Here is a 21,510-nt window from a genome sequence, read left to right as displayed (position 1 = left end):
TTTTGTTATCAGGCTTTTGCGGAGAGCAGCGCTTCCAGCTTTTCCTGATCGCGAGCGAACTGACGAATGCCTTCAGCCAGTTTTTCAGTGGCCATGGCATCTTCATTGGAGGCCCAGCGGAACTGGCTCTCGGTCAGGCTCTGGCGAGCCTCACCGGCATTGCCCGGTGCAAGCTTGCGTTCCAGCGTACCGGTATCTTCAGCCAGTTTCTTGAGCAGGTCGGTGCTGATGGTCAGGCGATCACAGCCAGCCAGCTGTTCGATCTGGTTCAGATTGCGGAAGCTTGCCCCCATGACCACGGTTTTGAAGTCGTTGGCCTTGTAGTAGTTGTAGATTCGCGTCACGGACTGCACACCCGGATCCTCTGCGCCTACATAGTCGGTGCCTGAAGATTTCTTGTACCAGTCGTAGATACGGCCCACGAACGGCGAAATCAGGAACACGCCTGCCTCGGCACAGGCGATTGCCTGGGCGAAGGAGAACAGCAACGTCAGGTTGGTCTGAATACCGTCCTTCTCTAGCTTCTCAGCGGCACGGATACCTTCCCACGTGGCTGCCAGCTTGATCAGCACCCGATCACGTTTGATGCCGGCGGCATCGTAAAGGCCGATCAAGCGCTCGCTGCGCTCGATCAGGGCATTGGTATCGAACGAGAGGCGTGCGTCCACTTCAGTGGATACGCGGCCCGGAACCACCTTGAGAATTTCCTGACCGATGGCGACTGCAAAGCGGTCGCAGGCCAGGCCGATGTCACCCTTGGCACCGCTGAATGCGTCGGCGAGCATCTGAGCGTTGTTGACGTCGGATGCGGCCTTGAGCAACAGCGAAGGGTTGGTGGTGGCGTCCTCTGGTTCGAGGCTTTTGATTGCGCCGAAGTCGCCGGTGTCAGCAACAACGGTAGTGAATTTCTTGAGTTGATCCAGCTTGGAAGTCATGAGCGTGCTCTGTCCTGTGCGGTTGGATAACATTACCCGAGCGCTGCCGACCACTCAAGGCCGCAGCGTTTCCTGCTGCCGATGATAGGCCCTGAGGGACGGCATTGTCGTGAATACCTTTGTCGAGACTGTTTTTGAGCCTCGCACGCACTGCTTGTTCCCTTGATGTGAATTTAACGGCTATCAAGCAGCCAGCAGTCTGAGAAATTCAAAGCGACCATTTCAACGAGACCATCAGGTTGCGCGGGTCACCGTAAACGCCGCTGCCGGTCGCCAGGGGAATGCCCTGCCAGTATTTTTCGTCGAATACGTTGTTGAGGTTGACCCGCGCGTCCCAATGCTCGTCGAAGCGGTAGCCTGCCATCAGTCCAACAACCGCATAGGCCTCCTGCTCGGAGTGACCGGTGCCGACCCGGTTGTACGTCTCGCTTTGCGCCAGAACGTCGGCACCCACGCGCCATTTGTTCAGGTTGCCGGGCAGGTGATAGGACGTTGCTGCCTTGAACAGGTGCTTCGGCTGATTGGGCGCAAACAGGTCGCCCTTGTCATTGCTCCTGTCTTTGACGTACTGGCTCAGCACCAGTGTGTAGGACGCGGAGGCTTGCCAGTCAGGTGTCAGCTGGCCGCTGATTTCTGCGTCGATCCCTCGGCTGCGCACTTCACCGGCTGCTTCGTAGCAGACGCGATTCTGCTGCTGGCAAGTGACTGGCGGATTGACGATGGCGTACGCGCGGTTTTCCTGGGTCATGTCGAAGACTGCCAGCGATGCGTTCAGACCACCGTCGAAGTATTCGCCTTTCAGGCCGATTTCGTAGCTTTCGCCTGTCATCGGGTCCAGCACGCCGCCGCCCACGTCCAGCTGGTTCTGCGGCTTGAAGATCTCGGTATAGCTTGCGTAGGCCGAGTAGGTATCGTTCAGGTCATAGACGATGCCGGCATAAGGCGTGACCTCTCGGATGACTTTGTAGTCACCATTGCTGGCCGACCGATTCTGATAGTCGTACCAGCTCACCCGGCTGCCGACGATAACGTGCAACGGATCAATCGGGTTGAAACGCGCGGCTGCGTAGACGCCTTCCTCGGTAGCGGTGTTCTGATTGACATAGGCGGTACGCGTGGCAGGGTCCGGTTTTGCAATGAGATTAGGGTTGAAGGTGTAGATATCGATCGGTGTTGAGCCGTAAAAGCCGCCTTTCTGGTCAAACTTTTCTTCGCGTCGACTGACGCCGAGCATCAGCTCGTGCTGTCGGCCAAACAGCTGGAATGGCCCGGACAGCGAACCATCCAGACTGGTCTGCACGTCTGTGGTGTCGTATTCGCCGGCCGCCTGGCCGTAACCCGTGCCACTGGCGGTCAGGTAGTTGGAGTACATGTCGGATTCGGCCCAGATTCTGGTCGCCGCCAGTTTGCTGCTCCAGCCGTTGTCGAAGCGATGAGTCAGGTCAGTGAAAACGCTGACGTTCGCCCTGTCCCAATACGCCCAGTCGTTACTGAGGAAGGTAGAGCGCGGCAGGTGAAGGTTTTCACCATTAGGGCCTGATGGCAGGCTGCCCCAGTCCGAGGTTGCGTCATCGCGCTGTTTCGAGGCTCCGATGGTCCAGGTGGTCGATTCGTTGAGGTCGGCTTCCAGAACGCCATAGAACGTCTGGCGCTCTTTGTCGCGTTCATCGACAAAACTGTTGCCCGTTTCATAGGCTGCTACCACCCGGCCACGTAACGTACCGGAATCGTTGAGCCTGTTCGACGCGTCCACCTCGGTACGGTAGCGGTCCCAGCTCCCGGCGCTGGTGGTCACGCTGACTTGCGGGTTAGCAGTAGGGCGCTTGCGGATCAGATTCAGTGTCGCCGACGGACTGCCTGCACCGGTCATCAGCCCAGTAGCGCCGCGTACCACTTCAACGCGGTCGTACAAGGCCAGGTCAGCGCCGGAGATGGTGTCCAGTGTAAAGGTGCTGACGATAGTCGGCAGACCGTCATACATCAGGTTATCAATGGTAAAGCCGCGCGCCAGAAACTGCTGACGGTCCGAGCCGAATTTGCGCAGCGTCACGCCGGGTGCATATTTGACGACATCATTGAGGTCGTTCATGCCCTTATCTTCAATTCGCTGGCGGGTGATCACGCTTACCGACTGCGGTGTCTCGCGAATCGAAAGGGGCAGCCCGGTCGCGCTGCTCATCGAGCCCGTGGTGTAAGAACCGCTGCCTTCTGTGGTGGCCATTCCTGCAATGCCCGCCTGAGCGCTGATGTCCACGTTGCCCAGCATCATCGAGCCACCGCTCGATGGCTGGAATACCCTCGCAGCATTGCCCTGCACCTGCGCATCAAGGCCGCTGCCCAGCAGTAGCTGATTCAATGCCTGAGCCGGTTCCAGGCTGCCTGTGATAGCTGGAGCCTGCTTGCTTGCAAGCAATTGGTCATCCACCGATATCTGCATACCGCTCGCCTGACTCAGTTGTGCGAGCGACCTGGAAAGCGCCTGTGCAGGCAGATCGAGTTGAACGGGGCTGGCCACAGCGGCGGCCGACAGACCTAGAGCCACAAGGCTGGCCAACGACGGTAGAAACGGACGAAGCATTGGGGTAATTCCTGCAGGGACTGGGACGTGGCGGGAAACCTGGGTGATGGCGTGCTGGCTGGCAGGTCGTGACAGGCGGCAGCGGAGGGCGAGACTAACAAATTTTTCACATCTTATTAAATGCTAATCACTATCAGTTACATTCTCATACATATTTGTCTGATGAGACTCGCTTGTGGCGTCGAGCAGTGCATTGGGGTAAAGATGCTGTTCAACTCGCGATGATCTGAAGGAACCAGCATGCATTCACGAAGTTTCCCCATCACGGCCGCAATCGGCTTTTCATTGTTTTCCATGGGCGTCATCGCCGCTGAGCTGCCATCTGATCTGTTACTGAAAAAAGCTCAGGCTGAACAACACTCCTACCTCGAAACCGTCCGGCAACTCGTGGATATCGATACGGGTACCGGCCAGGCAACCGGACTGAAAACCGTCAGCGCGATGCTGGTGAAGCGTCTCAAGGCATTGGGTGCCGAAGTTTCCACCACGCCGGCAGACCCTTCTGCGGGTGACAACATCGTTGGCAGGTTCAAAGGCAATGGCACCCGGTCCTTTCTGCTAATGGTTCATTACGACACGGTCTTCGGGCCGGGCACTGCCGCCAAACGCCCGTTCAGGCTCGACGGCGAACGCGCCTATGGCCCCGGTGTGGCAGATGCGAAGGGCGGCGTGGCGATGATTCTGCATTCGCTGCAACTGCTGCAGGACCAGAATTTCAAGGATTTCGGCACGCTCACCGTGCTCTTCAATCCGGACGAGGAAACCGGCTCCAGCGGGTCGAAGAAAGTCATAGCCGAACTCGCTCGCCAGCATGACTACGTGTTTTCGTATGAGCCGCCTGACAAAGACGCCGTGACTGTCGCTACCAATGGCATCAATGGCTTGCTCCTCGACGTCAAAGGCAAGTCGTCACACGCAGGTTCGGCCCCTGAAGCCGGGCGCAATGCGGCGATCGAGTTGGCGCACCAACTGCTGCAACTCAAGGACCTTGGCGATCCTGGCAAGGGTACGACCGTCAACTGGACGCTTGTCAAAGGCGGTGAGAAGCGCAACATCATCCCGTCCAGCGCTTCGGCCGAGGCGGACATGCGCTACTCCGATCCAAGCGAGAGCGACAGGGTGCTCGCTGACGGTCAGCGGATTGTGAAGAAAACCCTCGTTGATGGCACCGAAGTGACCTTGCGCATGGAAAAAGGCCGTCCGCCACTGGCCAGGAATCCGGGTTCCGAGCAACTGGCGAAAACCGCGCAGACGCTCTATGAAAAAATCGGTCGCAGTGTCGAGCCGATCGCCATGCGCTTCGGTACCGATGCGGGCTACGCCTACGTACCGGGTAGCGCAAAGCCTGCCGTGCTGGAAACCATGGGCGTTGTCGGGGCCGGCTTGCATGCGGACGATGAGTACATCGAACTGTCGAGCATCGCGCCCAGGCTTTACCTGACGGTGGCGCTGATTACCCGTTTGTCGCAAGGTGAGGCGCCCTGACAGTCCGTGAACGTTAACCTCGCGTCGGGTTGAGGCCACGCCATTTGTCGATGGGTCAGCTAGTGGAGATTGACCTGACGCCTGATAAACGATTAACTGTATATGTATACAGTTAATCATAAAAGGCTCGTCCCATGAGTGTCACATTCCTTGGCCCCTTGTCGGCAGGGGGCATCAAGCTACCTTTGCTATCCTTGTCATCCGTCGGCCCCAGGTCGCCAGTGGTCGAGAAGCATGTCTCTATCGCAGAGCTTTGTGAGGTCCGTGAGCCGCACGTTTATCTGGCCAGGGTCGAGGATGAAGGCATGCAGGGAGGCGGCATGCGCACCGGTGACATGCTGGTTGTCGACCGCAGTCAGTACGCCGAGCATGGTGACATCGTCGTCGCCTCACTCAACGCAAGGCAGATGTGTCGGCGTTTGCACATGCGTGGCGATGTCGTGATCCTCAAATCCGAAAACCCGGATTATCCACCGCTGCACGTCACTGACCACGACGACCTGATCATTCTGGGTGTGGTGACCTACAGCCTGAAAAACCTTCTTGAAGGGCGCACCGCCTCTTCAGCTCATCGATGATCGGGTTCATGGCCTTGCATTGCACGCTTCACCGTGATCTGCTGCCGACCCTATGGTTTTAACCCGGAAATTGAGCGAATGCAGGAACAACTTGACCAGTTACGGCTCCCCAAGGCTGTCCAGGGGGCTATCAGTGATCTGGTGAGAGCGCTCGAGGCAACCAGCACCCGCGCTGACGTGGAGGCCGAAGGGGCGTTGCAGATCGAATACGTTCACGGTCTTGAGACAAGCAGAAAGCTGCGTCCCGCCGATGCCGAGGCGCTTTACATCATTTTTGACGACGCTGTTCAGGCTCGTCTACAAGCGCTTTCCGATTAGATCCGGGCCTCGATATTTTCGCGGCCTGCGTGAAATTCATTTAACAAATGTATCCGTCTCTTTGATCGGGATTGGTGTTTAACTCGCCCCACGAATCTGCAATTCGCGGGGTTCACTTTCAGGTTTTTATTGCTATGCGGTTATCGGGCTTCATCCTTGAGAACATCGAGCCTATTGTGCGGGACTGGACCGACTTTGCGCGTACCATTTCCACGCTCGGTGAGCCTCTGGATACCAAGGAGCTCAGGGATCACGCCGAGCAGATGCTTCGAGCCATTGCCACTGATCTGAGGACGGATCAGTCGTCGCAGCAACAGGTCGAAAAATCTCAGGGTCAGGTCGTATCGCAAGAAGACACCGCTGCGAAAAGCCATGCGATCACTCGTTTGATGTCAGGCTTCACCATCGATCAGGTGGTCTCGGAGTTTCGAGCGTTACGCGCTAGCGTGATAAAACAGTGGATGATGCGCCCGACCTCGGACACCCAGCAGCAGATGGATGACATGATCCGCTTCAACGAAGCAATAGATCAGGCTCTCGCGGAATCCATCTCCAGCTATACCGGTGCGGTTCAAGCCTCGCGCAATATCTTTCTGGGCATCCTCGGGCACGACTTGCGCACACCGTTAAGTGCCATATTGCTGGGCGCAGACGTGCTGTTGCGCACCAATGACCTGGGCGCGCGGCCAACCAAGGTGGCATCAAGGATCTACTCAAGTGTGAAGCGAGCCAATCAGATCGTTGGCGATCTGCTCGACTTCACACGGTCACAGATCGGTCCCGGCATTCCGTTGAAAAAGACCCAGACAGACATCCAGCCCATCTGTGCTCGCATCGTTGACGAATCGCGTACGGTCAATCCAGAGGCGGATATTCACCTGACTTCCAACGATCCGGTCATTGGCAATTTTGATGGTGATCGCCTGGAACAGGTCTTCTCGAACCTCATTGGCAATGCGATACAGCACGGCAACAGCCGCGACCCTGTCGAGGTAACGCTGGCAGCTTCTGACGGCACACTTCAGTTCACCGTGCACAACACAGGCAGTCCAATTCCCGAAGACGTGCTTCCTTTTATCTTCAACCCGATGGATCGCTACTCGCCCGAGAAAATGACTGACAACGGTCCTTACTCAAGCCTTGGGCTTGGCTTGTTCATCGTCGCCAAGATCGTCGATGCCCATGGCGGGCGTATTGAAGTGACGTCAAAAGCGGACCTGGGGACTACGTTTGCGGTGTTTATTCCGTTGCATGCGGAGTGAGCCCCCGATAGATGGAGTGCGCTTACCGTGTTAGTTACCAACTGTGCAGTTTTGCCAATCCAAGTGTTCTCCAAGCCAAATAAGTGTAACAACCTCACTCAACGAATACTCATGCGCTCCAAGCAGATAGTCTGTCCTGGCTGTGACGATAAAATAGGCATTAGGCGCATGGACTGCCTAACTGGCAGCACGCTTCCCTCACGCCACGCATTGGGCATGACGAATAACTCATCGCGTTCATGTGGTTTTCTGAATGCTTGAGTAGTGTTCATGGCGACTCCCTGAGAGCGCAATGTGAGTACCATTTCACAATGGGCAGGATTAAAAAGTTTAAGGGAATTACAAAGGTTGAGCAGGCAAAAGGTAGCGCATATGAAATGCTTTTATTCACTTTGTCGTACGTGCGTCGGCTGATGAGAAGAATGATTTCTGCCGACTTTTTTTTGCTTCCTGTGCCACTGCCTTAATGGTAGCTGCCTTCCAAGTGCTTACTACTCCAGCGGCGCGTCTGTGCGTGAAGGCCCTCGTATGGACCCACGCTACGGCGATGCAAACGCGCCATTTTTTATTCGTCGTCTTTCAATGAGCGTCTTTCAGATGCCTATTCGTCTCGCCACTGAAGCTTTCGTGGCAAGCATGACTCAGTATTTCAAACGACTGCCCAATGTGATCGGGTTTTTATTGTCGATATTTTTTCCCGCAGCTGCCAAAAAATCATGAACTATGGAAAGCGCACCGCTAAACATTAACGTCATGATGATATAACCAATAACCTCGACGTGCTGGTTAGGCAAAAGTTGAACGGTGTTTTTAAACAAAACGACTGCGTAAAAGCCCATGAGTGCGCCCAGTCCTGTCCTTAGCATTGTCAAAAAGCTTGCGCCAACCTCTGCAAAAACCTTGTAGATGAATCGGAATCTTTCCACCGCGGCGTCTGACCTAAAACGCAGCACGAATTTTAAAGCGCACACCAAAAAGTAGGGGATTAAAAGTATGAAATAATGCTTTATCAATACTTCGGGCGCCAAGAGCATAGAGAAGGCATCTTCAATTTCTTTTTCCGTGCTTGAATACTCCAGAAAGGGAATGGTTCCAAGCAGAAAACCCACGATGAGCTCTGTTGGGAGCTTTTTTGCGTAGGCAATACTTTCGGTTTTTAAATTGTTGGTTTTTTTTCTCATGACTCTCCTGAATGGGCTTGTCAGCCTCAAATGTTTGTAATGGCTGAAGAGGTGCTGAGACGGCTGCCGCAGCGTTTGACCAATCCACTGTCCTCTCAGCTTACTCTTGCAAGTCCAACCATCGCCTCTGCTCTGTGCTCTAAGTGGAGCTCAGCGCCTCGTTCGTATCCTGTGAGGGCTTGCTTTGGCCCTTTGGCTAAAAAATACGTAACGCCGCTCATACACCTCCGGCGTCAGATCCAATCAGGTCAATACGTTGGTTTCGTGCATTTCCTGCCACTGATCTGACGCGGCACCATTTGAACTACCGATAGGCTTACAGCTGTCATAGGCTACACCTGTAGCGCGTGTCGGCCTGTCAAAATGTAGCCCGGTCGCCGATCTGCATCAGCACGAAGGCCAGCGGTTACCATTTGAGATATCGAGCAGAATTTGACTTCTATCCCCACTGGCCCTTGACCTTAGCCACCTACTGCACTCCACAGCCTGCCTTCCTGTTAAACTGCCGCGCATTCCTGACAATCCGTATCTGCGCCGTGAGACCAGTGGTTTTACCGTTGCGTTTACGTGCTGTGATCGTACCCATCTCACATTGCTACATTTCCAGCGTCGGTTGCTACATTGTGGCAACCGCTTGCTGAAAATGTAGCAACCCGGGTAGGAGCGGCTGCATAAAAGATCAATTCACATGACAACTGAAAACCACGAAGCCCCTGAAACCATTGGCCAATCAGCCACAACGCTGTCCCGCCGCTTCTCCGTTGCGCCGATGATGGACTGGACCGACCACCATTGCCGATACTTCATGCGCAAGCTCTCAAAGCATGCCTTGCTGTACACCGAAATGGTCACCACCGGTGCCTTGCTGCACGGCGACCGCGAGCGGTTCTTGCGTCACGACGAGACCGAGCATCCGCTGGCGTTGCAGCTGGGCGGTAGCACGGCGGCGGATCTGGCTGCCTGTTCCCGGCTGGCTGAAGAGGCGGGCTACGACGAGGTTAATCTGAACGTCGGTTGCCCGAGCGATCGGGTGCAGAACAACATGATCGGCGCGTGCCTGATGGCGCACCCTGAGTTGGTGGCGGATTGCGTGAAGGCGATGCGCGATGCGGTTGGTATTCCAGTTACGGTCAAGCACCGGATCGGTATCAATGGCCGCGACAGCTACGCCGAGCTGTGTGATTTCGTTGGCAAGGTTCAGGAGGCGGGTTGCGGGAGTTTTACGGTTCACGCGCGTATCGCGATTCTCGAAGGACTGTCTCCCAAGGAAAACCGCGATATTCCGCCGCTGCGTTATGACGTGGTCGCGCAGTTGAAGTCTGATTTCCCCGATCTGGAAATTGTACTCAACGGCGGCATCAAGACGCTGGAGCAGTGCAGCGAACATTTGCAGACCTTCGACGGCGTCATGCTGGGCCGTGAGGCTTATCACAACCCGTATCTGTTGGCGCATGTTGATCAGCAGTTGTTCGACAGCACTGCGCCGGTTATCAGTCGTTACGATGCGTTGGAGTCGATGCGGCCGTACATTGCGGCGCATATTGCCAGCGGTGGCAACATGCACCATGTCACTCGGCACATGCTCGGGCTTGGTTTGGGTTTCCCCGGCGCACGGCGTTTCCGTCAGTTGCTGTCGGTTGATATACACAAGGCCGAAAATCCCATGCTGTTGCTGGATCAGGCAGCAGCGTTCCTTGAGGGGCATTGAGTTAATCGGACGAGCTGAACGGGTGGATTTGGCGGACTGATCTATGCTCAGGTCTACCGCCCACCAGATCTACCCCCACCAGGTCACTTCCCACCATGTTGAATCGACGAAACTTTCTCGAGTTTTCTTCGATATCTGCTCTGTTGTTCGTATCAGGTATCCCTTCTTCCTCACAGGCTGACGAGCCGCTGAAAATGGGCGATAGCGAGCCCTTTTCGTTTGATCTTTTAGTGCAGCGCGCAAAAGAGGCCGCCTCACAGCCGTACATTGTGCCGTCAACTCTTTCGGCGGAGGTACTGGCGAAACTGGACTACGACGCTCACGGCAAGATTCGCTTCAAGCCGGAGTACGCATTGTTCGCGGAGGGACCGGGCCAGTTTCCTATCACTTTTTTCCATCCGGGGAAGTTTTTCCCCAAGCCGGTGCGGCTCTATGTCGTCGATAAGGGTGCTGCCAGGGAAATTCTCTACGATCAGGCGTATTTCGACATGCCCGAAGACAGCCCTGCGCGTCAGTTGACTCAGGGTGTTGGCTTTGCCGGGTTTCGCTTTCAGGAAAGTCGAACAGGCGATCAGAAAAAACTGGATTGGCGTAATAACGATTGGACGGCTTTTCTCGGCGCTGCGTACTTTCGTGCCATTGGCGAGCTGTATCAATATGGACTTTCCGCACGGGGTATCGCGCTGGATGTCGCCCAGCCCGAGCGTGCGGAAGAATTTCCCGACTTCACTCACTTTTGGTTTGAATCGCCGGACAGCAATACATCCGACTCGGTCGTTGTCTATGCACTGCTTTACGGGCCGAGCATCTGTGGGGCGTATCGCTTTGCCATACAGCGGGGCAAAGGGGTGGTCATGGAGGTCGAGGCCGCACTGTTCATGCGCGGCGAAGTGCAAAGGTTCGGCATCGCGCCGATCAGTTCGATGTACTGGTTCAGCGAAAAGGCCAAGAAAACAGCTGCTGACTGGCGGCCCGAGGTGCATGACTCCGACGGACTGGCGATCTGGACCGGTGCAGGCGAGCGAATATGGCGACCGTTGAACAACCCGCCGAGAACCATGGCATCTGCCTTCAGCGACAATAACCCGCGAGGTTTCGGTCTGCTGCAGCGGGATCGCGAATTCAGCCATTACCTGGATGGCGTGCATTATGAACGGCGGCCGAGCCTGTGGGTCGAGCCCTTGGGCGATTGGGGGAAAGGCGCCGTACAGTTGGTTGAAATTCCTACAGACGATGAGATCCACGACAATATCGTCGCCATGTGGGTACCTGAAAAACCGGCAGGCCCTGGAACAGATTACCGGCTGCGTTATCGTCTGCACTGGCTGGCGGACGAGCCATACCCCGGTGAGTTGGCTCATTGCGTAGCGACTCGTTTCGGTAATGGTGGCCGGCCAGGACAGACGCGGCCGCAAGGCGTGCGAAAATTTGTCGTCGAATTTCAGGGCCGCACTCTGGAAAAAGTGCCGTTCAATACGTTTCCGGAAGCGGTATTGTCCAGCTCCAGAGGGACTTTCTCCAATATTTTCACCGAGGCAGTGCCTGACGGTCTGGCGGGGCATTGGCGGGCGCAATTCGACCTGACGGTAGAAGGTGCAGAACCGGTAGACATGCGTCTGTATCTGCGACTGGGTGAGCTGACGTTAACCGAGAGCTGGCTGTACCAATACCATCCATTCTGACGGATGAGGCCCGATGCGGTCAGTGCTCTGGATGATAGTCCTGCGGCTCGGTGATTTTTTTGAGCACCAGATAACCCGTATTTTCAGACAGGTGAACGCGATAAAGCGGCCTGATCAGCACCGGGGGCTGAAGATGTTCACCGACTGGCGGTTCGGTATATTTATGGACATTGATGATGCCGGTTCTCGGCAGTGCTTCCGGCAGCGTCAGGTAATGAGTATTCAGTAGGTAACCCAGTACCGGTAAGACGTTTGAGGCCGACTGCGCCGCGGGCAACCAGTTTTGCAAATAGAACCCTCGCAAATGTATACGCTCCAGCGTTCTCGACTGTGATAGCGCGTCGATGTCGTAGGCAATGCTTCGTGCAACATGCTGGCCCAGCTCTTTTTGCGCGCTCAGAACATTCCCGTAGACAAACGAAAGCGAGAGCATGCCCGCCAGTGGCAGGACGATAAACAGTCTGGGTAACAGCGTTTCAGGCGGGCAGGAACGTTCGTAAAGATAGAGCGCTGCGACAATCAGTATCGAAAAACCGGTCAGGGTTCGGGCCTCCGGGATGAAGTCTTTGAGCATCAGGGTTGTACCCGATACAAGAAATATCAGCAGTGGGGCGGTGACCAGAAATATGAAAAACACGCCCACTCTGCGCCAGAGGGGCTCGGCATATTGCAGCAGGGCTGTCGCGATGGAAATGAGTTTCACAGTGGCAACAAGGGTGATAATCGTGGCGGTCATTTCAAGTAACTCACCGTGCACGAGCAGTGCTATTTGCTGAGCCAGAAACTGTATACGGTCATCTAGCTCCTGTAACGCGCCCTGATTTATATTCAGCAGATGCGTGCGGCTGCCTTTGATGAACGGTATCGCCAGGCACGCATAAATCAGAAGCCCCATTGCCAGGATGATCAGTTGGCTCAGTAGTGAAGAGAACAAGGCGTTGAACGTCTTTCTCGCCTCGACGCTGCGAATAAACTCAATACAGTACAGGCCCACTAAAACATTGAGTGCCGGCTGATAGAGTGCAAGCGCTGCAGCCATCCATAAGGCCGCTTTCCAGCTGCTTTTCAACGGCTTGCAGGTCGAATGCAGCAGTGCCTCCACCGCCAGGCACAGGCTCAGTACCATCCCTGGACCGTCGTATTGGTAAGACAGGTTCTGCAGGAAGAAGGGGTTGTACAGAACAGGCAACACAATCAGGCAGTTCAGCGCGGTAGGGCGGCTAAAGTAATGATGCGCCAAGCGGGTCAGGGATACCGCCAGCAGGCCAGTGGTCAGCAATAACGGCAGCGGGAACAGATTGATCGCGCCTGACGAAAAACCGAGCACCATATAAAGTAGGTCTACGCCGGGGCGGCCTTGTTCTGTCCAGCGACCCTGTGCAAGTTGCGACCTCCAGTAGTCATCGGCGTAAGTCTGGTCGGCCATGAGAAACGGAACTATGTACAGCAGGCTTGCCCCGAGCAGTAGCCAATATGAGTGTTGCCAGGAAAGTGCTTGACTCAGCCATCTGATAGGGGGCATTGGAAGTGTCGCTGCGGAAAGTGGGTTACGGTTCCCAGATATAAGTATCGGGGGTTGTAATTTTTTTCATGACGATGCAGCCGGTCTGCTGATGAACCTTAATGCTGTAGAACGTGCGATCAACTATCGGTGCACTGGACGTCAGGTCCTGCGCAGTGCATGGCGATGTCAGCCATTCACCGCGAGTGATACCAACGCGTTGCAGTCTTGCAGGTGTCGCGCGCTCGTCGACATTCATGATGTATTTGATCGCAGGAAGTTTTTCGAAGGTTCCGCTGGCCGCTGGCAGCCAGTTTTGAAGTGGCTGACTGTCGAAGTGAAAAGTGTCTATATTTTGCAGATCAGGCAGGGTGTCGATGTCGTAGGCAAGGCTGAAAAGTACATAAGTGCCGAGCTCTTTCTGCAGGATCAGCACTCTGGCGTAGGCATAGGAAAAGGACAGCATGCAAACGACCGGCAGGATCAGCACCAGACGCACTGCATCATGCTGTTTCCAGGCATGCGTGTTGATCAGGAAAAAAAGCGCGATCAGCAGTGTCGAGAATCCCGTCAATGTTCCGGCCCGGCCGGCGAAATCATTCGCTAACAAGGCTGTTCCGGGAATCAGCAGCAAGAGTGCAACAGGCAGGCTCAGGTAAAAGAGGACAGCGACTGCCTTGCGGGCAACGCCGTTCGGTCGCCTGAATGCGCTGAGTACTTGGCTGACGTAACCAGGTAGCGCAACCAGTAAAAGCGCGATAGCCAGCCAGGTGGTGCCTGTGTTGAACAAAAATCCCACGTTCTGGTGGAGCAGGGCCAGCCGCCTGATTATTTCCGCAAGCCAGTGACTGTCCATTGTCAGCAAGTCGTATGCGCCGACCGTCACGTAAAGGCACAATCCGCACAACAACTGCGTCAGCCTGATCATCAGCAGCCTGCCAATGAAACCCGGAATGCGCTGCTGTATCAGCGCTCTCATGCATTCAACGCAACAGAGGCCGAGGAAAACATTGAGGCTTGTTGTACTGGACGCCAGTGCGCAGGCGATCATCAGGCCTGGAATGGCCAGTTTTCTGATCATTGCGGGGGAGTCATAAACAATTGCGAAAACGATCAAAGCGATGCCCAGCGCAATGATCGGGCCATCGTAGTGGCTAGAAAGGCTCTGCAGGAGGAACGGGTTGTACCAAAGCGGCAGTACCACCAGACAGTCAATCACTGTGGGCGTCGCAAAGCAGTCACGCACCCACTTGAACATGGCCCACGAAATCAGCGCTGTAGCGATTAACAGTGGCAGTGGGAAGAGTTCGGGTGCGCCGGTTGTAAAGGTCAGCGCGCGATAGGCGAGGGTGGCAAGTGGATATCCTTGCTCTGCCCATTGCCCCTGAGCATTGCTTGAGATCCGGTCATCTTCGGCAGAGGGCGCATTGGCGAGCAGTAACGGCAGAATATAGAAAACGTTGGCAGCCAGGATGAATAGCAGCGTGGCCTGTTTCGAGAGGCGTTTTTTCCAATGGGCAGTCATTGACTGATCGTTCCATGAGACCGATACCGCCACTGCCGGTCGTTGCTGGCACTACTGCACTCACTCTAGAAGAATAAATGCCTTCGTCAAATCAAATCATCTTCCAGCCCATCGTGTGTTGCGGTCGCAGAGGTGTAGGCCAGCACACATTGTCCTGAATCAACAAGCTGCCGTTCAGCAGTGGTTGCCCACCAGCCAACGGATTATATTGATCGCATACCCCCTCAAGGAAAGCGCACATGCACAAAGTTTTGGTTCCCTTCGACGGCTCCGAGCACGCCATGCGTGCCTTGGGCTATGTCATCGAATTGTCTGGCGACCTCACCAAATCGCTTGAGGTGCATATCCTCAATGTGCAGGCCAGCCCCATTGATTACAGCCTTTATCTGGCCCCCGACATGATTGAGGGCGTAAAGGCCGGGCTGACCAATGAAGGCAAGCGCGTGCTTGATGACGCGATTGCACTGCTGACCGCCGCGGGCGTGCCGTTCCAGGCCCATGTCGAGCTGGGCAACGTCGCCGAACAGGTAGAAGCCGAGGTTCAGCGATTGGGTTGTGATGCTGTGGTCATGGGCACCCGCGGGCTTGGCAACTTTGGCGGCCTGCTGCTGGGCTCGGTAGCCACGCGGGTGATCCATGAAGTGTCGGTGCCGGTGACGCTCATCAAATAAAGACGCCTCACTGCTGCGCCAGTGTCCGTGGCTGGCGCAACAGCTCGATGTTTTCCGGCGGCACCAGCTTGCGCAGCGATTTATACAGGGCGCGAGTTTCCAGCAGGTTCCAGATACGCAGCATGGTCTCCAGCGCATCCAGCGGTTTGCTGATGAAATCCCGTGCGCCCAGCGCCAGAGCGCGCAGGCGGGTATCGCGTGTCGCGTCGGCGGTCAGGACCATGATTGGTAGATAGTCATTGGCCGGGATGCGCCGGTTGAGCTGTTCCAGAACCGCAAAACCATCGAATTCGGGCATGTGCAGATCAAGCACCACCAGGTCCGGCTCAAAGCTGTTGAACAGGTCCAGCGTGCGCAGCGGCTCAGTGCTGCTCAGCACATTGGTCAGGCCCTCGCGGGCAAGCAGTTGCTCCATCAGATCAAGGTTGGGCCGCTGGTCGTCAATGATCAGAATGCGGAAATCTCCGGTCATGTTGGCTCCGGTAAATACTGGTCCAGGAGGGCGAGAAACACCGGCACCTGAATAGGTTTGGTCAGAATGGCCGTTGCACCGGCCTGTTTCAGTTCGCAACTGGCTTTATCACTGGTGTCGGCTGTAATCATCAGGACGGGGGTATTGGCCGTAGCCGGCATGCGCCGCAGACGATGCAGCACCTCAAGGCCTTTGATGTCCGGCAGGTTCAGGTCCAGCAGAATCAGCTGCGGCGCATGCTGGCGGGCCAGATCCAGCCCCAGCTGACCCTGCATGCTCGACAGCAGCTGGATACCGGGCCTGCGCTGCATCAGCGTCTCGATCAAGGCCATGCTCGACAGGTTGTCTTCGATGCACAGCAGCTTGCCGTGATAAGCCGGGCGAGCAGGCAGGCGGGCGACAGGGGCGGCGTCAGCAGGCATGCCAGTCTGTGGCAGGGGAGCTGTGGGGGCGTGCACCAGAACAAGTGGCAGCTCCAGTATGAAGCGGCAGCCTTCAGCCGGTGTGTTCTGCACTGACAGGGTACCGTGCATCATTTCCAGCATGCTTTTGCTCAGCGCCAGCCCCAGCCCGGTGCCCTCGACGCTCGGGTTGGCATCCAGTCGTTCGAACGGTTTGAACAACTGCCCGATACGCTCTGGCGCAATTCCGTAGCCGGTATCGATTACGCTCACGGTAACGCGCTCGTCCGACTGCTCGACTTCAATCCGCACCTGACCTTCGGGACGGTTGTATTTGATGGCGTTGGACAGCAGGTTGAGCAACACCTGAATCAAGCGCTGGCGGTCCGCGACCACGCCCAGCTTGTCAGACAATTGCGGCAACGCCTTCAATTCGATGTTGGCGTCAGCCGCCATCGGCGAGACCAGCACCAGCGCTTCTTCAAGCACGCTCGACAGTGATACCGGTTCCAGGCTCAGGGACACATGCCCGGCTTCGATTCTGGCGATGTCGAGCACTTCATTGATCAGTTTCAGCAGGTGCTGACCGGCTCGCAGAATATGGCCGATTTGCGGTCGCTGGCTTGCAGGCGAGTCCATGTCCAGCAACTGGGCAAAGCCCAGAATCGAGTTCAGGGGCGTGCGCAACTCGTGGCTCATGCGTGAGAGAAACTCACTTTTCGCCCGGCTGGCCCGCTCGGCTTCCTCGCGGGCAGTGCCCAAGGCAATTTCGGCGACACGACGATCACTGATGTCACGGGTGATCTTGGAAAAGCCACGCAGTTCGTCATTGCCATCGTATTGGGCGGTAATCACCACGCTGGCCCAGAAACGGCTGCCGTCCTTGCGTCTGCGCCAGCTTTCTTCGGTATAGCGGCCGTTGACCGTGGCTTCACGCAGGGCCATATCAGGGTGTTGCGGACACTCCTCCGGCAGGTAAAAAACAGAGAAGTGCTTACCGATGATCTCTTGTTCTGTGTAGCCCTTGATGCGCTCGGCACCTGCGTTCCAGGTGGTGACATAGCCGTTGCGGTCCAGCGCAAAGATGCCGTAGTCCTTCACGCCTTCGATGATCAGCCGCAAACGTTCTTCATTGTCGCGCAGCGCGCGTTCGCGTTCAGCCAGCAATTGACCGGCTTCGACCAGTCGGGTGCCGAGCTGGCCGATTTCGTCCTTTTCCGGGGGTTGGGGCAGCAACGGGTGCCCGAGCGCCAGCCGCTGAGCATTGCGTTGCACCTGATGCACCCTGGCCACGATGCCTTTGGACAGCATCAGCACGGCAAGAATGGCTCCGAATATTCCGCAGGCGGCTGCCAGCAGGGTCGAGAGCAGCAGGCGTTCGCGGGTAGCGGCCGCCGCTTCGGTACGTTCGGCGAGCAAGGCGTCTTCGCGCTCGCGCATGATGCCGATCCGCTCGCGCAACTGGTCGAGCACGTATTTGTTTTCGACCAGAATGCGGGCAACGGTTTGTTGATCTTCCATGCTCATCGAGCGCAGCTTTTCCAGGCCGTCGACCTTGGTGTTGATCAGCGGCTCAATGGCTTTGAGGTGTTCGCGCATCTGCCCATCGCGCACATTGTCGTTGAGTCGCGCCAACGCCGCCCCGATCAGCGGCTGTGCATTGATGTAGCCGGGCAGGAAGTCTTCCTGATGAGTCAGCAGGTAGCCACGCACACTGGCCGCACCTTCTGCGATCTGGGTATGCAGTGTCTGGATGTCGCCTTGCACCAGCAGCACCCGACGTACATCTTCCTCTGCCTGAGCGGTCTGGCGTTCAGCGATATAGATGAGCACCAGCGAGAACATGAGAATCGCCAGCGGCAAAGAAATGGCCACCAGCGCCTTGCCGCGTAACGGAAGGTCTTCCCAGCGACTGCTTCCGGGTGTCGTCATCGCCACTCGCTCGTCGACTGGCTCACCAGGCCCAGCGCCACGCCACGCACGGCGGCCTGAGTACGGTCCGAGGCACCCAGTTTGCCGATGACCTTTTCCACGTGTGCCTTGGCGGTGCCGGTAGTAATACCGAGTTTTTCGCCGATTTCCCGGTTGCTGAAGCCGCCCGCCACCAGTCCCAGTACCTGACGTTCGCGAGGTGTGAGGGATTCCGGCAGGGCTGCGCCACTGGTGTTGCGCTCGGTCATGCGCCGTAGCAGGCGCGCACTGACGGCGCTGTTCAAGGCTTCTTCGCCACGGGCCACACGTTGCAGGCCGGCTATTACTTCGTCGCGGCTGGCGTCCTTGAGCAGGTAGCCCACCGCCCCCGCGCTGATCGCGGCTTCCAGATGATCAGTGCTGTCGTCCATGGTGAAAATCACCACTTTAAGGTCCGGCATGCGCTGCTGGAGAATTCGCGCAGCGCCCAGCCCATTGAGCACTGGCATGCGAATGTCGAGAATCGCGATGTCTGGCTGCAGTTCCTGGCACAGGTCGATGGCTTGCTGGCCGTCTGCGGCCTGGCCGACCACTTCGAATTCCGGATGTCCCGCCAGCAGCGAGACGAACCCGGTGCGGGTCACTTCATGATCGTCCGCCAAAACCAGTCGCACAGTGTCAGTCATGTTATTGCCTTGTATGCGGTAAAAGGGACGATGGCGCGCAGCCGGGTGCCGCGCTCAAGGCGGCTGACGCAGGTCAGGCGGCCGCCCAGAAGGCTGGCGCGTTCCTGCATGGCCACCAGGCCCAGTTTCTGAACGCTACTGCCGTTACGCGGCTTTTCGGTGATGAAACCACGGCCGTTGTCTTCCAGGCTTAGTGAAACATTGTCGTTACTCAGTTCCAGCGCCAATTCTACGCGGCTGGCACCTGCGTGTTTGAAGACATTGTTGATGCCTTCCTGAGCGATGCGGAATAACGCAATTTCCAGGTGGCTGGGCAAGCGTGCCTGGGAACGCGACGTCCACTGCACGGCGATGCCCGCTTCACGCAGGCGGTCGGCTTCCTTGTCGACTGCCTGCAACAGCCCGAAATCATCCAGCACGCTGGGTCGCAGACCGCTGATCAACTGTCGTCCTTCACCGACGCAGTGCTGCGCCAGCTTGAGAATGGCTTGCAGGTCGGCGTCCAGCGGTTCAGGCAGTTGCGGACAGCGACCGGCAAAACCCTGCAGCCGCTGGTGCAGACCGGCGAGTGTCTGGGCCAGCCCGTCGTGCAGGTCGTAGGCCATGCGTTTGCGTTCGTCTTCCTGAGCGGTGAACAACTGGCGGACCAGTTCGGACATGGTGCGTTCTCTGACGACCAGTGCTTCAAGCAGCCGATTGTTTTCCAGATGTGCGGCCAGCAACGTTGCCAGCAGTTGCAGGGACTCGATGTCCTCATTGTCCGGGGCATTGATGCCCACGCTGTTGGCCAGCAGCAAGGTACCGAAACAGCCTTCGTCGGCACCACGCAACGGCAATAACAGCACACAAGGCAAGTCGGGACCGCTGCGCTCCAGCCATTGCGGGCCGATGGCCAGCGGGTCGGCGACTGTTTCAAGGGTACTCAGGCGGTCGGCATTGCCATGACTGGCGGTGGTGTGCACGTTGTTGTCGGTGCCCCATTCCAGCAGCAGGCCATGGTCCATGGCGACGAATGCGCAGGCGCGCTGCAGCACTCGCTGGCGCATGGCCTCGGGAGGTAATTGGGTCAGCTCCTGACCGGTATCCACTAACAGGCGCAGGCGAGCTGCGCGGCTTTGCGACTGGCGATACTGGTTGCGGATGGCCAGCGCGCTTGCCGGGTCATGGGGGGGGCTTTGCATGGGGAGCTCCAGCGAGGGTGGATGCCCGCGCGGGCATAACGAAAGTGACGCTATTAGAACTTTATCAGGAGGTAAAGCCTATCTGCCGATTGGCATACACAGTTAACCCCGGTTGGCCGATGGCGCGCAGTGGCGGGGAGGGCAAAGTGGCACTCACTGAATCCCTGAACAGATCCCCCGTAGGAGAGTAGCGATGAAAACTAAATTGACCGCCCTGGCCCTGTTGCTGGCTGTGAGTGCACCGATGGTTCAGGCTGCTGCCGAGCCGTCCGGCTACACTTACCGCATGGTGGCCGAGACGCCAAGCAATGTGAATGACAAGGAAATCGCCGGTCTGTTTGACCGCTGGAACAAGGCCCTGCAGACCGGTAACTCGAAGACAGTCGCCTCGTTGTATGCGCCGGACGCAGTCTTGCAGCCTACGGTCTCCAACAAGGTACGTGCTACTCCGGCAGAGATCACAGACTACTTCGATCACTTCCTGGCGCTTAAGCCGGTTGGCGAGATCAACTACCGTGAGATTCGTCGTCTGGGGCCTGATGCCGCTGCGGACAACGGCGTCTACACCTTCACTCTGACGGCTGCAGACGGCAAGAAAACCAAGGTACAGGCGCGTTATTCGTTCCTTTACCACCGCATCGGCAACGAGTGGAAGATTCTCAACCACCACTCTTCGGCCATGCCGGAAGTACAGCCTGAGTACCAGGTCAGCCGCTGATCGACCGTCTACTCAAGGCTGAAACAAAAAATCCGGAGCCAGTGCTCCGGATTTTTTTGTCTTTCTGAATTGTCACGCTTCAGCGTTGGCACCGTTGACCTTACGGCAATGAACAAGCGCATCGCGGATCATGAAGTTGACCAGCGTCGGTGATACGCCCAGTTCCTTGGCGATGTCCTTTTGTGGCACGCCGTGCAGACGATACATCTCGAACGCGTAGCGGGTGCGGGGTGGCAGCTCGGTCAGGGCGTCGGCAATTTTCTCCAGGCTGGAGAAGTTGATGTGCGAGGTTTCCGGCGATGCCCCCTGAATGACCACATTCAGCCCCTCGGCCTCGGGGCCGGTGTATTTCTGTTCCAGCGCCTGTTTGCGGTAATGATCGATGGCCAGATTGCGCACGATCTGAAACAGGTAACTGAGCTGGGCCTTGAAAGTCAGCGTGGCTTGAGGTGCCGAGCGCAGTCTGAAGAAGGCGTCCTGCACTACGTCCTCGGCCCGGGACCGGCAACCCACGATGCGCGCCGCGATTTTGACCAGCAGCAAGTAGTTGTCGACGAATGCCTGGAGTAATGGTGAGTCGCACTTACTTGTGATTACGTGTTCCGTCATGGAATTCACCTTGCTGCCTGAACAATGGAGGGGGAGGGCCACAGGAGGAGCGGCGCCGTCACATGGGGCGATAAATTAGCCTTAATGATAATTATTGTCAAATGCGAA

The 21,510-nt window shown here is 56.8% G+C and carries 18 protein-coding genes; 8 read left to right on the top strand and 10 right to left on the bottom strand.

Annotation, left to right across the window (positions count from 1 at the left end; translation table 11 throughout):
• Window positions 1–8: 8 nt before the first annotated feature.
• Together tal and RYC17_RS23900 are read right to left on the bottom strand one after the other, a co-directional pair.
• Window positions 9–935, bottom strand: coding sequence for a transaldolase (tal, locus tag RYC17_RS23905; RefSeq protein ID WP_004659848.1), 927 nt, complete (start codon window positions 933–935; stop codon window positions 9–11).
• 208 nt (window positions 936–1,143) lie between these two features.
• The gene (locus RYC17_RS23900; RefSeq protein WP_316904589.1) at window positions 1,144–3,513 is read right to left on the bottom strand and encodes a TonB-dependent siderophore receptor; all 2,370 of its coding nucleotides are present in this window, start codon (window positions 3,511–3,513) and stop codon (window positions 1,144–1,146) included.
• 240 nt (window positions 3,514–3,753) lie between these two features.
• Here RYC17_RS23900 and RYC17_RS23895 point away from each other — a divergent pair, with 240 nt between their 5' ends.
• The 4 genes from RYC17_RS23895 (at window position 3,754) to RYC17_RS23880 (ending at window position 7,156) form a co-directional block, all read left to right on the top strand.
• Window positions 3,754–4,998 (top strand): M20/M25/M40 family metallo-hydrolase, encoded by a 1,245-nt coding sequence (locus RYC17_RS23895; RefSeq protein ID WP_316904588.1) that lies wholly within the window; start codon window positions 3,754–3,756, stop codon window positions 4,996–4,998.
• A gap of 134 nt (window positions 4,999–5,132) precedes the next feature.
• Complete coding sequence (locus RYC17_RS23890) at window positions 5,133–5,576, top strand: S24 family peptidase (RefSeq protein ID WP_316904587.1); 444 nt, start codon at window positions 5,133–5,135, stop codon at window positions 5,574–5,576.
• Between the two features lie 78 nt (window positions 5,577–5,654).
• Window positions 5,655–5,894, top strand: a complete 240-nt coding sequence (locus RYC17_RS23885; protein ID WP_316904586.1) for a hypothetical protein — start codon at window positions 5,655–5,657, stop codon at window positions 5,892–5,894.
• 134 nt (window positions 5,895–6,028) lie between these two features.
• Complete coding sequence (locus RYC17_RS23880) at window positions 6,029–7,156, top strand: sensor histidine kinase (RefSeq protein ID WP_316904585.1); 1,128 nt, start codon at window positions 6,029–6,031, stop codon at window positions 7,154–7,156.
• Window positions 7,157–7,797: 641 nt separating this feature from the next.
• Here the strand turns inward: RYC17_RS23880 and RYC17_RS23875 are convergent.
• A complete protein-coding gene (locus RYC17_RS23875) occupies window positions 7,798–8,337 on the bottom strand; it encodes a hypothetical protein (protein WP_057401593.1) in 540 nt (179 codons plus the stop codon).
• Between the two features lie 688 nt (window positions 8,338–9,025).
• Between RYC17_RS23875 and dusA the strand changes: the two genes are divergently transcribed.
• Window positions 9,026–10,045 (top strand): tRNA dihydrouridine(20/20a) synthase DusA, encoded by a 1,020-nt coding sequence (dusA, locus tag RYC17_RS23870; RefSeq protein WP_316904584.1) that lies wholly within the window; start codon window positions 9,026–9,028, stop codon window positions 10,043–10,045.
• 194 nt (window positions 10,046–10,239) lie between these two features.
• On the top strand, window positions 10,240–11,727 hold the full coding sequence (locus tag RYC17_RS23865; protein ID WP_227447883.1) for a glucan biosynthesis protein: 1,488 nt from the start codon (window positions 10,240–10,242) through the stop codon (window positions 11,725–11,727).
• Between the two features lie 19 nt (window positions 11,728–11,746).
• On the opposite strand, the gene RYC17_RS23860 is transcribed toward RYC17_RS23865, so the two are convergent.
• Complete coding sequence (locus RYC17_RS23860) at window positions 11,747–13,153, bottom strand: glucosyltransferase domain-containing protein (protein WP_122280297.1); 1,407 nt, start codon at window positions 13,151–13,153, stop codon at window positions 11,747–11,749.
• 121 nt (window positions 13,154–13,274) lie between these two features.
• Window positions 13,275–14,753: a hypothetical protein gene (locus tag RYC17_RS23855; RefSeq protein ID WP_316904583.1), complete on the bottom strand. Its 1,479-nt coding sequence runs from the start codon at window positions 14,751–14,753 to the stop codon at window positions 13,275–13,277.
• A 239-nt stretch (window positions 14,754–14,992) separates the two neighbouring features.
• Between RYC17_RS23855 and RYC17_RS23850 the strand changes: the two genes are divergently transcribed.
• Entirely contained in the window at window positions 14,993–15,424 is a 432-nt protein-coding gene (locus RYC17_RS23850) for a universal stress protein (protein WP_005782898.1), read from the top strand.
• A gap of 7 nt (window positions 15,425–15,431) precedes the next feature.
• Here RYC17_RS23850 and RYC17_RS23845 read toward each other — a convergent pair whose 3' ends face one another.
• From RYC17_RS23845 to RYC17_RS23830, 4 genes are read right to left on the bottom strand one after another with little or no spacing between them, the layout of a single operon-like run.
• Window positions 15,432–15,896: a response regulator gene (locus RYC17_RS23845; protein WP_002552910.1), complete on the bottom strand. Its 465-nt coding sequence runs from the start codon at window positions 15,894–15,896 to the stop codon at window positions 15,432–15,434.
• A complete protein-coding gene (locus RYC17_RS23840) occupies window positions 15,893–18,229 on the bottom strand; it encodes an ATP-binding protein (protein ID WP_316904582.1) in 2,337 nt (778 codons plus the stop codon). Before RYC17_RS23840 ends, RYC17_RS23845 begins: the two co-directional genes overlap by 4 nt.
• Entirely contained in the window at window positions 18,226–18,894 is a 669-nt protein-coding gene (locus RYC17_RS23835; RefSeq protein WP_244395543.1) for a response regulator, read from the bottom strand. Before RYC17_RS23835 ends, RYC17_RS23840 begins: the two co-directional genes overlap by 4 nt.
• Window positions 18,891–20,075: a sensor histidine kinase gene (locus RYC17_RS23830; protein ID WP_316904581.1), complete on the bottom strand. Its 1,185-nt coding sequence runs from the start codon at window positions 20,073–20,075 to the stop codon at window positions 18,891–18,893. The genes RYC17_RS23835 and RYC17_RS23830 overlap by 4 nt, the downstream gene beginning before the upstream one ends.
• A 193-nt stretch (window positions 20,076–20,268) precedes the next feature.
• On the opposite strand from RYC17_RS23830, the gene RYC17_RS23825 reads away from it, so the two are divergent.
• Complete coding sequence (locus RYC17_RS23825; RefSeq protein WP_058402047.1) at window positions 20,269–20,793, top strand: SgcJ/EcaC family oxidoreductase; 525 nt, start codon at window positions 20,269–20,271, stop codon at window positions 20,791–20,793.
• A 72-nt stretch (window positions 20,794–20,865) separates the two neighbouring features.
• On the opposite strand, the gene RYC17_RS23820 is transcribed toward RYC17_RS23825, so the two are convergent.
• The gene (locus RYC17_RS23820; RefSeq protein WP_002552913.1) at window positions 20,866–21,402 is read right to left on the bottom strand and encodes an RNA polymerase factor sigma-70; all 537 of its coding nucleotides are present in this window, start codon (window positions 21,400–21,402) and stop codon (window positions 20,866–20,868) included.
• Between the last annotated feature and the right edge of the window lie 108 nt (window positions 21,403–21,510).

The sequence above is a fragment of the Pseudomonas syringae group sp. J248-6 genome, assembly GCF_032586995.1.
GTDB lineage: Bacteria > Pseudomonadota > Gammaproteobacteria > Pseudomonadales > Pseudomonadaceae > Aquipseudomonas > Aquipseudomonas amygdali.
The sequence above is the reverse complement of the archived record's forward strand: the minus strand, read 5'-3'. Positions and strand labels throughout refer to the sequence as shown.